The sequence below is a fragment of the Candidatus Oscillochloris fontis genome (assembly GCF_004138135.1).
Lineage (GTDB): Bacteria > Chloroflexota > Chloroflexia > Chloroflexales > Chloroflexaceae > Oscillochloris > Oscillochloris fontis.
The window spans coordinates 1-13,061 of the sequence record NZ_RYFD01000074.1 but is presented as its reverse complement, the minus strand read 5'-3'; the positions used below and the strand labels follow the sequence as shown (position 1 = coordinate 13,061).

Sequence of the window (13,061 nt, the reverse complement as noted above, 5' to 3'; positions counted from 1 at the left end):
ACCATCCTCGGATGGCACGCTGGGATGAAGCAGGAATTTCATCCGCTGATCACATGTGATCACGTAGAAAGTAGCAGTACCTATGCCAGCCGTAACAATGGATCAGATTGTATCATTATGTAAACGTCGTGGGTTTATCTTCCCCGGTAGCGATATTTATGGCGGGCTTCAGGGTACCTACGATTTTGGCCCGTTGGGGGTTGAACTTAAAAATAACCTCAAGGCGGCCTGGTGGCGCGCTAATGTCTATGAGCGCGATGATATGGAGGGGCTGGACGCGGCCATCCTCATGAACCGGCTGACCTGGAAGTACTCCGGCCACGAGGAGACCTTCACCGATCCGCTGGTGGATTGCCGCGCCTGCAAGAGCCGCTGGCGTGCCGATCATATCCAGGGGGTCTGCCCCAATTGTGGCTCGAAGGATCTGACCGAGTCGCGCCCCTTCAATATGATGTTTAAGACTCAGGTTGGCCCGGTGGCTGATGATACCTCCTTCGCCTATCTGCGCCCAGAGACTGCCCAGGGTATCTTTGTCAATTTTGCGAATGTGCTGGCAACTACTTCGCGCAAGTTGCCCTTCGGGATCGCCCAGATCGGTAAGGCGTTCCGCAACGAGATCAACCCGCGCAACTTCATCTTCCGCGTGCGCGAGTTTGAGCAGATGGAGATCGAGTTCTTCGTCATGCCCGGCACCGAGGACGCATGGCACCAGCAATGGCTCGATGACCGCCTAGCCTGGTGGCGTAGCGTGGGACTCAGCAGCGACAACCTCCAGGTCTATACGGTGCCCAAGGCCGATCTGGCCCACTATTCCAAGGCGACCTACGATCTGATGTACCGCTTCCCCATCGGCTTTGAGGAGTTGGAAGGGATTGCCTCGCGCAGTGACTATGACCTCGGTTCGCACTCGAAGGATCAGGCCAACCTGGGGATTAGTGCTAAGGTGGCGGAGAATACGGATAGCACCGCCCGCCTGACCTACTTCGACCCAGAGACGAAGCGCCATTTGGTGCCGTTTGTGATCGAGCCGTCCGCCGGGGTGGATCGCGGGGTGCTGGCGCTGCTCACCGAAGCCTACGATGAGGAGCAGATCAAGCCGGTGTCGGCAGAGCGCGCCCAGGCGGTCAGTGATGCCCTGGCCGCCTTTGTGAAGAGCGTGGGGCGTAACGAGAAACTCGATCCGGCCCAGCGCGATGCAATTCTCGAACGCGCCGAAGCCATCGGCCAGGATGTCGCCGCCCACATGGCCCAGATCCCCGCCCTGCTCGATCTGCCCGGTGCCGCCAGCATCGAACTGAGTAAGAAGCTGCGCGGCCAAGCCGACCCGGCGCTGGACGAATCGTACCGCACGGTGTTGCACCTCAAACCCGCGCTGGCCCCGATCAAGGTCGCGGTCTTCCCGCTCAAGCGCAACGCACCAGAGATTGTCGCCACCGCCCGCCAGATCCGCAAGACCTTGCAGGCCGACGGCAATATGCGCACGGTCTATGATGATACCGGGGCCATCGGCAAGCTCTACCGCCGCCAGGATGAGATCGGTACCCCCTTCTGCATCACCGTAGACTTTGATACCCTCGGTCAGGGCAAGGACGCGAGCCTGACTGGTACGGTCACGGTACGTGATCGCGATACCATGCAGCAAGAGCGGGTTTTGATGAGCGAGTTGCCGGAGTACTTCCGCGACCGCCTACGGTGATCTTATGGAACATAACGGACGTTTTACCCTACCAACGCGGGTCTACCTGACCGCCGAGCAGCGCACCAAGCTGGATGCGCTGCTGCATCAGGCCGAGCAGAACCTGGATGTATTGGTGACCAAGTTGCTCGAAGGCTATTTGGACGCACAGCCCATGCCCCCGCCCGAACCAGAACCAGCCAATGACGAGCTTTCGAGTGAATTGGCGGGACGGCAACGCGAGCTACGGCGGCTGCGCACCAAGCTGAACGACCCGTACAACCCCGCACCGGATTGGTTACTGACGATGGTGGCAGATCTGGAAGCCGAGATTGCGCGGTTAGAGGGAAAGTAGCTCTGTAGCCCTCACCCCCCTAGCCCCCCTCTCCCGTTCGCTGCGCGAACAGGCGAGGGGGGGATATGCTCCGGGGTACCCCAGGAATGTGCCCCCCTCGCCTGTGGGCGTAGCCCACGGGAGAGGGGCTGGGGGTGAGGGGCATACGGCGGCACAGTGTCAACCTGCTACAAATCAAGTCTTATGCCCAAAATTCGTCTTGATCAACTCCTGGTAAGCCGAGGTCTCGCCGAAACGCGCAGCAAGGCCCAAGCCCTGCTCATGGCCGGGAGTGTGCGCGTAAATGGGCAACCGGCAGGCAAGCCGGGGGCGATGGTAGATGCCGAGGTGGAGATCGAAGTCACTGCCGGGTTGCCCTATGCCAGCCGGGGTGGCCACAAGTTGGCCCACGCCCTCGACAGCTTCGGGCTTGACCCGGCGGGTCTGGTGATTCTCGACGCCGGGGCTTCAACCGGCGGTTTCACCGATGTGTTGCTGCAACGCGGCGCGGCGCGAGTCTATGCGGTGGATGTCGGCTATGGCATCCTCGACTACCGGCTGCGCGCTGATCCACGCGTGGTAGTGCTGGAGCGCACCAATATCCGCCATGTGGAGCGTCTCGCCGAGGTAGTAGACGGCGCGGTGGTGGATGTCTCGTTCATCTCGCTCAGGCTAGTGCTGCCCGCGCTGCAACGCCTTGTGGCCGCGCATGGCTGGATTGTACCGCTGATCAAACCGCAGTTCGAGGCGGGCGCGGAGCATGTGGGCAAAGGCGGGGTGGTACGCGATCCAGCGGTACACCGTGCGGTGCTGCGCACGGTCTTGGCGTCTGCAAGTGAACTGGGGCTTACCCCATGTGGGCTGGAGCGCTCGCCGCTCCTCGGCCCGGCGGGGAACGTGGAGTTTCTGGCATGGCTCCAGCCGGGCGGGGTGGCAATGGAGATCGAGGCTGGAATTGCGGCGGTAATCAAATAGTCCCTAGCATAGCGGTTCTGACGCAAAGACGCCAAGGCGCAAAGTATTCAATAGAGGCCCCATCAAAACCTTTGCGTCTCTGCGCCTTAGCGTCAAAACAAGGCTTCGAGTTACCCCAATCCTACCCCGTAGCATTATAGCGATTCATCGCCGCGATCACCCCATCGCGCAGCACCACCTCAGCCGCATCGGCGACCCGATCACACAGATCGGGGATCTGGGCCTCTTCCTCTTTGTTGAAGCGACCGAGCACATAGGCCGCCGCGTCCATCTTGCCGGGGGGCTGGTCAATCCCCACCCGCAGACGCGGGAAGGCATTGTTGCCGAGTTGGGCCACAATCGAGCGCATGCCGTTGTGGGTACCAGGGCTGCCACGCTCGCGCAGACGCAGACGCGCAAAGGGCAGATCGAGATCATCATAGATGACGAGCAGATCCTGGGCTGGCTCGATCTTGTACCAGGAGCGCAGCGCCGAGACAGCGCGCCCGCTCTCATTCATGTAGGTCTGGGGTTTCGCCAGCGCCACGCGCTGGCCCGCGATTGTGCCCTCAGCCACCAGACTGTTGGCGCGTTTGGTGCGGAACTCCAGGCCGTGCCGTTTGGCCAGCGTGTCTAAGCAGGCGAAGCCGATATTATGCCGCGTGCGGTCGTATTTCTCGCCTGGGTTGCCCAGGCCAATCAGGAGCCACATAGGTTTAGGCGGTCGTTCAATCGAAGGACACCGACTTCAGATTGTACCAGAGATTGCAGGTAGAGTTGGGTAGAGACGGCTCGGTGAACCGTCTCTACCCCTCCGGTGGGGGTTCTGGGGCGGCTGCGCCGCCCCAGAAGATTCTTTTGGTGTTGTTTGGCGGCTTCGCCGCCAAACAACACCAAAAATTGGGGTTTGGGGCGTAACCCCACCCAACACCATGCTATACTAGCCGCCGGAAAGCAAACATCGCCCAATCCGGAGGAACGTCATGGGCTTTGAGGATGTGGTCATCTTTGCAGGCAGTAGCAGTCGTACCCTGACTGATCGGATCTGTGTCCACCTGAACACGTTGCCGGGCCGAAACGAGACCAAGATCTTCTCAGAGGGCAACACCTTTGTGCGGGTATTGGAGAATGTGCGTGGCCGCGAGGCATTTATTATCCAGAGCACCGTCTTTCCCACTAACGACAGTTTCATGGAATTGCTCTTCTGGATTGATGCACTGAAGCGCGCCAGTAGCGCTTCGGTGACAGCGGTTATCCCCTACTTTAGTTATGCCAAAGGGGACAAGAAGGACGAGCCACGGGTGAGTATCCGCGCCCGCGTCTGCGCCGATTGTATTGAGGCGGCAGGCGCAGATCGGGTGGTGACGATGGATCTGCACGCCCCACAGATCCAGGGCTTCTTCCGCATTCCGGTGGATAACCTCTACGCCCTGCCGGTTCTGTGCGACCACGTGCGCAGTTTAGATCTCCCCAACCTCGTGGTGGTCTCACCCGATGCCGGGTTTGTGAAGGCCGCCCGGCGCTACGCCGCCTACCTGGGAGCCTCATTGGCAATTGCCAACAAGGAGCGCCCCGATCATACCGAGAATGCCGAGGTGCTGGAGATCATCGGGAATGTGGTGGGGAAGACCGCGCTGATCGTTGATGACTTCACCATCTCTGGGGGCACGCTGGCCCAAGTAGCACGGCGATTGATCGAAGCCGGGGCGATGGATGTCTATGCCATGGTCACCCACGGCGTCTTTACGCCTGGTTCGGTGGAAAAGATTGACGCCAGCCCGCTCAAGAAACTCTTCTTCACCGACTCCATCGAGACCCATCCGGTAACGCTCTCGCCCAAGATGGAGGTCGTCTCGGTCTCCTCGCTCTTAGCCGAAGCAATCCGGCGCATCTATACCCACGAGTCGATCAGTGGGATGTTCCCGGTGTAGGGGCGAAGCATCGCCCGCCATGTGGCGGGGGCACCCGAATGAGGTTGGCGGGCGATGCTTCGCCCCTACGCCCTCTCTGGTAACAAGATAATAACTAAGTGATGTCCTGACTACCGGTTCGGCAAGCTAGGCCAAGAAGTGCGATACTAATAGCGGTTCAGACATTGGCATACGAGGGGATCTATGTCGGAACAGGAACAGTTGCGCATCGGTGTCATGACCAGTGGCGGTGATGCGCCGGGAATGAACGCTGCGGTGCGCGCCGTGGTACGTACCGGCATCAGCCGGGGGTGCCAAGTCTTTGCGATCTATGAGGGCTACGAGGGGATCATCCACGGCGGCGATCTGATCCGCCAACTCTCCTGGGATGATGTTGGTGGTATTCTGCATAAGGGTGGCACGGTTATCGGTACCGCCCGCAGCACCAGCTTCCGCACCCGCGAAGGTCGTCGGACAGCCGCAGCCAACCTGCTAGAACGTGGGATTGACCGGCTCGTAGTGATTGGCGGTGATGGCAGCCTGACCGGGGCAAATCTCTTTCGCCAGGAGTGGCCAGAACTGATCCAAGAACTGGTCGCTGAAGGCCGCATCAGCGCAGCAATAGCTGCACAGCACCCGTTCCTGGGGATTGTGGGGATTGTCGGCTCGATTGACAACGACTTCAGCGGCACCGACATGACCATCGGGGCCGACACGGCGCTCCACCGCATCACCGAGGCGATTGATGCGATTGGATCGACCGCCGCGAGCCACCAGCGCACCTTTGTGATCGAGGTGATGGGGCGCAACTGTGGCTACCTCGCCCTGATGGGGGCAATCTCTGGTGGTGCCGACTGGGTCTTTATTCCTGAGAATCCGCCTGAAATGGACGATTGGCAGAGCCATGTCTGTGAGGTGCTCAGGAAAGGCCGTGAGAGTGGGCGTCGCGATAGTATTGTCGTCGTGGCCGAAGGTGCTCGTGATCGGCAGGGCAAGCCGATCACCTCGCAGGAGATCAAGCACCTGCTTGAAGAACGACTCGGTGAAGATACCCGTGTCACCATCCTGGGCCATGTGCAACGCGGTGGTGCGCCGAGTGCCTTCGACCGCTGGATGAGTACCCTGCTGGGCTATACGGCGGTGTTGGAGTTGATCTCGACCACCCCCGAACGCGAGCCACAACTGATCGGCCTGCGCGAAAACCGGGTCACCCGTGTCCCCCTCATGCGCTGTGTCGCCGATACCCGCGCCGTGACCGAAGCCGTCACAGCGCAGGAGTATGAACGAGCGATGGAACTGCGCGGGCGCAGCTTTGGCGAAGCCTTTCGTACCTTTGGTACGTTGGTGCAACCCCAACCGCACCCCTTACGCAGCGGTGAACGTGCCCTGCGCTTCGCGGTCGTCCATTCGGGTGGCCCGGCCCCCGGTATGAATACGGCGGTGCGTGTCGCTGTGCGCGTGGCCGTTGATCATGGGCATACGGTGATCGGGGTACGCAACGGGTTCCAGGGTCTCATCCACGAAGACCTCTTCGAGATGGATTGGATGAGTGTGAGTGGTTGGGCAACGCTGGGTGGTGCGGAACTCGGCACGAATCGCCACATCCCCCAAGGGCCAGATCTCTACCAGATCGCCCGCACCATCGAGCGCCACCAGATTGATGGCATCTTGATGATCGGCGGCTGGGCAGGCTACCAGACATGCCACCGTCTCTATAGCGAACGCCATATCTTCCCTGCCTTCAATATTCCTATGATCTGCCTGCCAGCGAGTATTAATAATAATCTCCCTGGCTCCGAACTGAGCATCGGCTCGGATACAGCACTCAATAATATCGTCCAATCTATTGACCGCATCAAGCAGAGTGCGGTTGCCTCGCGGCGCTGTTTTGTCGTCGAGGTGATGGGCCGTGATTGTGGCTATTTGGCGCTGATGAGTGGGCTGGCGAGTGGTGCCGAACGCTCCTATCTGCCCGAAGAGGGGATTACCCTCAAGGATCTTCAGGATGATCTGAAGGAGATGTGCTACTGGTTTAGCCGTGGTAAGCGCCTGAGCCTGATGATCCGCAACGAACGCTCCAACCCGATCTATACCACTGGCTTTATCTGTTCGCTCTTTGAAGAGGAGGGCGGCGAACTCTTCGAGGTGCGCCAGGCGATCCTCGGCCACCTCCAACAAGGCGGCGACCCCTCGCCCTTCGACCGTATCCAAGCGACCCGCCTCGCGGTGCGTTGTGTTGAGTATCTGATCGAACAGGGACATCACAACGAGGCGGAAAGCAGTTTCATTGGCTATAAGAATGGTAAGATGCAGATCTTCAAGCTCGAAGATATGCCCCGCATGATGGATGCAGCCCACGCCCGCCCACGTGACCAGTGGTGGATGGCGTTAGGGAGTGTCTCGCACGACCTGAACCATCGCATGGATCACGAGTAGGCATACGTTGTTCTCATATGTAGCGAGAAGGAGACGACCATGAAAATCGGTATCCTGACAGGTGGTGGTGACGTACCTGGTCTCAACCCATGCATCAAGGCGGTGGTCAATCGGGCAGCAGCCAATGGCTGGGAGGTGATGGGGATTCGACGCGGGTGGGCTGGTTTGCTCAATTATCAACTCGATAAGGACGAGGCCGAGCAGAGTGAGTGGGTCGAGACGCTCACCAAGAATGATGTGCGCACGATTGACCGCTATGGTGGCACCCATCTACACACCTCACGCACCAATCCGCAAAAGGTACGTCAAGCCGACCTGCCCGATTTTCTGGCCGATGCCTACCCCTTCGCCGAAGGCCAAAAGACGGCTGACTGCACCGCCCATGTGCTCAAGGTGATTGAGAAACTAAAGCTCGATGCGCTCATCCCCATCGGCGGTGATGATACACTCTCCTTTGGGGTGCGCCTCTACAAAGAGGGTGTGCGGGTCGCCTCCATCCCCAAGACGATGGATAACGATGTCTTTGGTACCGACTACTGTATCGGGTTTAGTACCGCGATCACTCGCAGTGTCGAGTTCATCAATGCGCTGCGCACCCCGGCGGGCAGCCACGAGCGCATCGCGGTAGTTGAACTCTTTGGGCGCAACAGCGGCGAAACCGCGCTGATCTCGGCCTATCTCTCCGATGCCGACCGCGCACTGATTAGCGAGGTGCCCTTCGATATTGAACGCCTAGCCAAGATGCTTGTAGATGACCGGCGTAATAACCCCAGCAACTATGCGGTGGTGGTCATCTCTGAGGGCGCGAGTATGCTCGGTGGCCAGGTGATGGAGTATGGCCAAGAGGATGCTTACGGCCACAAGAAGCTGGGCGGCATTGGCTCGATAGTTGGTGATGCACTGAAGAAGATCACCGGCATTGATGTGGTCAACCAGCAACTCGCCTACCTGATGCGCGCCGGTGCCCCCGACTCGCTCGACCGGATGGTGGCGACCTCCTACGGCAACCTCGCCATCCAGGAGCTTGAGCGTGGCCATAGTGGGATCATGGTGGCGCTCCAGAACGGCGTCTACACCACCGTCCCCGCCGATATGCCGATTCTGGGCGTGAAGCGGGTCAATGTCCACGAGCTGTACGATGTGCAAGAGTACCGCCCGCACATGACCCACCTGATCGGCAAGCCGATGTTCTTGTATTAGATCATGTCTTAGATCTTCTGGGGCAGCGCCGCCGCCCCAGAACCCCTACTTGATCACCACCCGCAACACCCACCCCGTCTGCTCACTGAACTGGCGTGTGGCCGCCTCGATGGCCTCTGGCGGCACATTCCCTTGCACCCGCACGGTCACTTCGCGGGTGGCCAACTGAAGCGCCGGGGAACCTTGGGCCTGCACGCCGGGGGGCAGCGCCGCCCGCGCTGCCCTGATCAGTGCCTCCTGGTGCGGTTGTGGCCAGATCCGCACCGTCCAACCAATCTGCTCGGCAAGGTCAGTCAGGCGCTGGGCGTAACGCTGCTGCGCAGCCTCCGGGAAGTGGAAGCGCAATGTTACCACCCCGGACTGCTGATCAGCACTCGCTTTGTAGCAACCATCCGCAGCCCCAAACCAGGTGCGGGCGGTGTTGAGCGCGAAGTTGAGTTCGCAGCGTTTGGCGTCGGCTGAGGGCGTATAGCATACCTCTGGATCACTTGCCACTACGGACGGCGGGGAGTGAGGGGTACGGATCGTCAGCGACCAGCCGGTGCGTTCGGCAAAGGCCGCCTCCGCCGCCGTGATCTGCTGCGGCTCGGCATGGCCCGTACAGCGCACCTCGATCCGCGACTCGTGCGGGTAGAGCGCCGGGGTGCGCTCGGCCTGCACACCAGCGGGCAACAGATCGAGCGCCAGCGCCACGATCTGTGCCTGGTGCGGGTGCGGCCAGACCGTCACCGGAGCGTTGATCGCGGTAGTAATCTGGGCAATCGCGGCAGCATCACGCAGCTTGGCCATAGCCGGGAAGAAGTAGCGCAGCGTCACCGCGCCACTCTCTGGGTCTACCCCGCGTTGGTAGAGATCGGGCACATGGCCCAAGAACGAATCGATCACCGCCAGGATCGCGACGGTATCAATGCGTGGCCCGCTGCGACGTGGGCCAGCCGCTTGCAGGCGACGCACCTCGGTGGGTGCAGGTACACGCCACAGGCCGGGAGCATGTGGCACGGGGACAAAATAGCCACTCCCCTGCTCAAGGAGCGCCTGCATCTGCTCCTCGGCCACCGCATCTGCCGCCGCACCATACCATGCCCGCGTCAACTCGCGCAGGCTCAAGACCTGCACCCCAGTGCCATCACGCAGCGCCGTCCAGAGCCGCTCGAAGCCCTCCGCAGTGATCGTGGCCCCCTGGCCCAACGCAGCGACCAGCGCGGGCGCGGGGCGCTCCGGGGCGGCCACGCGCCGCCCACCGCGCTGCGCGGGCACAATCTCAAGATCCTGGCCATCACGCGGGATGAGCACCTCGGTCAAGCCGCGCAGCCGCGCCGCCAGCGCCGCCCGCGCCTCCGGGTCGCCATGCACCAGCGCAACGGTACGCGGCTGAAGGGCGCGCACAATCGCCGCCAATTCGTCGCCATCGGCGTGGGCGCTGAGGCTATACCGGCCCACCTCACAACGCATCGGGATGGTACGTTCGCCAAAGGTCATGCGGCGCAGATCGGGAGCCGCATCGGCCAGATCAAGCAACCGCCGCCCCGGTGCCTCCTCATCCAAATAACCGCTGAAGAAGATCGCTGCCTCTTGGCGCTCGGCGAGACGCTCGGCATACCAGACCGACGGGCCGCCGGTGAGCATGCCCGACGAACTGATAATGGCAGCGGGCGGACCAGCCAAGATCTGTTCGCGCTGCTGGGGATTCTCTATCGGTTGGATATACTTACTGAAGAAGGGCTTATTGCCGTTGCGGATGTGGCGTGCCAGCGCCGGCGTGAGCGCATCGGGGATGGCCGCATAGGCCGCACAGACCGAGCGCACCAGACCATCCACCGCAATCGGGAAGACCGGGATCAGCCCATCGCGCTGGGCAGCGCGCAGAATCAGGATCACCTCTTGGGCACGCCCCAGTGCAAAGGCGGGAATGAGGCAATGGCCACCACGTGCAATCACCGCACCCACCGCCTCGGCCAACTTGCGCTCCTCGACCGCCCGGTTGGGGTGCAGGCGTGCCCCATAGGTACTCTCCAACACCAAGAGATCGGGGCGGCGCGGAGCGGGCGGAGCCGCCCCGAGGATCGTGCGCTGCGGGGTAGCACTCACATCGCCGGAGATGACCAGTCGCCCATCGGCGGCCTCGAAGCCCACACTGACCGCACCCGCAATATGGCCAGCGCGCTGGGCCGAGACAACCACACCGGGCAGTTCGGGCAGGCTCTGGCCACCCAGGTGCAGCGGGCGTAGACGGCGCAGCGTCTCGGCCACCAGCGCCGCATCATAGAGCGGCAGTTCCAACTCCTCCGCCGCACGCCGCGCCATCACGCGCACCGCATCACCCAGCATCACCTCCATCAGGCGAATGGTGGCCGGACTCGCATAGATCGGCGTCGCCGGATAGCGGTCGGCCACCAGTGGCAACGCTCCGATATGGTCGGCGTGGGCGTGGGTAATAATGATCGCATCGAGCGCAACCCCATCAAGCGCGGCGAGGTCGGGCAGGCGGTCGGCACCATCCATCCGCACACCCGCATCCACCAAGATCCGCCGTCCACCCGCGTGTACCAACTGACACGTCGCACCAACCGCACTCGCACCACCGAGAAATTGGATCTGCATGCATCACCCCAGAATAGCAGCCAGCGCCGCTTCAGTATCACTCAAATCGCTGAGCAGCACATCGGGGGCATAGGCAGCCAACTCCTCGCGGCTATAGGGGCCAGTTGCCACCGCCACCGTCCGCGCCCCATTCGCCCGGCCACAGGCAATATCGTTGGGGGTATCGCCAACAATCACAATCTGGCGGCCCATAAAGGAGCGACCATAGCGTTGAGCGGCGCGATCAGCCGCAATCGGAACGAGGGCATTCCGATCATAGTGATCATCGCCATAAGCTCCGGCTTCCAGATCGAGAAGCGGCAGAAGATCGGTACACTCCAGCTTAATCCGGGCCGCAGCGGCGATATTGCCGGTCAGCGGGGCTTGGCGAGCGGTGGCCCGCAGCGCTTCGAGCAGCAGCGTCACCCCCGGAAAGACCTGCGAGCGTTGGCGGAGTGCCTCGCGTTGCTGCTCCAGACCAGCGGTATAGGCAGCGGCAAACTCGTGCAGACGGTCGGCGACACCCTGCGCCCCCAGATGCGGAAAACTCTCGTGGATAATCAGCCAATCGGTCTTCCCGGCATAGGATGTGCGTTCCATCGGTGCTGCGGGGCCAACCACCACCTGCATGGCTATCCGCATCGCTGCGGCGGCAATCCCATCGGTACTCAGCAAGGTGCCATCAACATCCCAGAGAATCAAACGATCCATAGCGAATCTATACTCCGATCTTTTATGGGCGACTCGAATCAATCAAGCGCTCCAGTGCCTGCATTAAAACATCCAGATCAACTGGTTTAATCAAGAAAAGATCAAATCCCACATCAAGGGCACATTCACGATCCGCACCACCCAAGCCACTCAGCGCAATCGCCGGGCACCTCTGCATACCAGGAAGGGTGCGCAGGGCCAACAAGAGTTGCGGGCCATCCATATCGGGCAGACGCATATCAATCAACAGGAGATGGAACTCCATCTGTTGTGCTAACGCAAGGGCCGAAGCGGCATCATCAGCCAGCACCACGGTATAGTTCTGGCTCTCTAGGTAGTGATGCAGCACCTGTTGCATCAACAGGTTATCATCAACCAAAAGGACGAGCATCGCCTTCCCTTCCGCTACAACCGAGTCTCATGGATTATACGCGATCAGCCCCACCAAACAAAACACGGCCTATCGGGTTCTGAGACCCGACAGGCCGTGTTAACGCCGGACAGTGTACTAGTTAATTACCATCACCCGGTAAGAGTTCCAACGTTGCTACGGCACGGATACCACTGGTATGCCCATATGCAGAGATATAATGCGTACCAATCGGCAGCGGCGGCACGGTAACTTCCTCCTCGAAGGTACCATCCTGAGTAATCCCGGAGAAGAGGCTCAACACCACCCCATTAGGCAATGTGATCCAGAGGCTGATCTTCTCACCGGGCAGGAAGCCGGTACCAATCAGGGTGACCGTATCCAACTGCTCGGCCTCACCTGGCACCACAATCAGCGTCGCATCATTCGGAGCTTCGATATAATCGCCGCGCTCCAGTTCAAACTCAACGATGCCAGTACGACCACTGCTATTGCCATAGCCAGTGAAGGCATAGGTACCCTCAGCCGAGAGCCGCCCGAAACAGACGTAGTAGCCAAAGCTGCCATCGCTCTCAGAGAGGAATTCCGTCTCCAGACCATCATCAGAGACTGAGCCATCGGGCATGCGCAGCCAGACCGAGATCTCCTCCTCAGCCGCATAGCCCTCACCCATAAAGTCGAAGCAGTAGCCCTGCGGCAATAATTCCTGCTCAACCGTCAGGTAGACACCAGGGCTAGCAGGAGCACCAGGGGCGGCGCTGACCTCAAAACGCCCGGTGGCCAGTGAGCCACTAGTATTCCCACGCGCACTCACTAGTCCGTAAATTAAGACCTCTTGTGTTCTATCGCCACGTCACTTAGACTGGTGGCATGAAAAAACAGCACCTCACC

Annotated in this window: 11 protein-coding genes; 6 read left to right on the top strand and 5 right to left on the bottom strand. The window is 60.7% G+C overall.

Going from position 1 to position 13,061, the window contains the following annotated elements; translation table 11 throughout:
• Positions 1-82: 82 nt before the first annotated feature.
• The 3 genes from EKD03_RS17285 to EKD03_RS17275 all read left to right on the top strand — a co-directional run bounded on the left by EKD03_RS17285 (position 83) and on the right by EKD03_RS17275 (position 2,984).
• A complete protein-coding gene (locus EKD03_RS17285; RefSeq protein ID WP_129633570.1) occupies positions 83-1,696 on the top strand; it encodes a glycine--tRNA ligase in 1,614 nt (537 codons plus the stop codon).
• A gap of 4 nt (positions 1,697-1,700) precedes the next feature.
• Positions 1,701-2,030, top strand: coding sequence for a hypothetical protein (locus tag EKD03_RS17280; RefSeq protein ID WP_129633568.1), 330 nt, complete (start codon positions 1,701-1,703; stop codon positions 2,028-2,030).
• A gap of 183 nt (positions 2,031-2,213) precedes the next feature.
• Positions 2,214-2,984, top strand: coding sequence for a TlyA family RNA methyltransferase (locus EKD03_RS17275; RefSeq protein ID WP_129633566.1), 771 nt, complete (start codon positions 2,214-2,216; stop codon positions 2,982-2,984).
• Positions 2,985-3,105: 121 nt separating this feature from the next.
• Here the strand turns inward: EKD03_RS17275 and pth are convergent, their stop codons facing one another.
• Entirely contained in the window at positions 3,106-3,675 is a 570-nt protein-coding gene (pth, locus tag EKD03_RS17270) for an aminoacyl-tRNA hydrolase (protein WP_129633564.1), read from the bottom strand.
• A 271-nt stretch (positions 3,676-3,946) separates the two neighbouring features.
• On the opposite strand from pth, the gene EKD03_RS17265 reads away from it, so the two are divergent.
• From EKD03_RS17265 to EKD03_RS17255, 3 genes are all read left to right on the top strand, one after another.
• A complete protein-coding gene (locus tag EKD03_RS17265; RefSeq protein WP_129633562.1) occupies positions 3,947-4,894 on the top strand; it encodes a ribose-phosphate diphosphokinase in 948 nt (315 codons plus the stop codon).
• Between the two features lie 183 nt (positions 4,895-5,077).
• On the top strand, positions 5,078-7,309 hold the full coding sequence (locus EKD03_RS17260; protein WP_129633560.1) for a 6-phosphofructokinase: 2,232 nt from the start codon (positions 5,078-5,080) through the stop codon (positions 7,307-7,309).
• Between the two features lie 39 nt (positions 7,310-7,348).
• Complete coding sequence (locus tag EKD03_RS17255; protein ID WP_129633558.1) at positions 7,349-8,509, top strand: 6-phosphofructokinase; 1,161 nt, start codon at positions 7,349-7,351, stop codon at positions 8,507-8,509.
• Between the two features lie 45 nt (positions 8,510-8,554).
• On the opposite strand, the gene EKD03_RS17250 is transcribed toward EKD03_RS17255, so the two are convergent.
• The 4 genes from EKD03_RS17250 to EKD03_RS17235 all read right to left on the bottom strand — a co-directional run bounded on the left by EKD03_RS17250 (position 8,555) and on the right by EKD03_RS17235 (position 12,984).
• Positions 8,555-11,110, bottom strand: coding sequence for an MBL fold metallo-hydrolase (locus EKD03_RS17250; protein WP_129633556.1), 2,556 nt, complete (start codon positions 11,108-11,110; stop codon positions 8,555-8,557).
• 3 nt (positions 11,111-11,113) lie between these two features.
• Positions 11,114-11,800: an HAD family hydrolase gene (locus tag EKD03_RS17245; RefSeq protein ID WP_129633554.1), complete on the bottom strand. Its 687-nt coding sequence runs from the start codon at positions 11,798-11,800 to the stop codon at positions 11,114-11,116.
• Positions 11,801-11,822: 22 nt separating this feature from the next.
• The gene (locus EKD03_RS17240; RefSeq protein WP_129633552.1) at positions 11,823-12,191 is read right to left on the bottom strand and encodes a response regulator; all 369 of its coding nucleotides are present in this window, start codon (positions 12,189-12,191) and stop codon (positions 11,823-11,825) included.
• Between the two features lie 121 nt (positions 12,192-12,312).
• Positions 12,313-12,984 carry a hypothetical protein gene (locus EKD03_RS17235; protein ID WP_129633550.1) on the bottom strand — a complete coding sequence of 224 codons (672 nt, stop codon included), beginning with the start codon at positions 12,982-12,984 and terminating at the stop codon, positions 12,313-12,315.
• Positions 12,985-13,061: the final 77 nt, after the last annotated feature.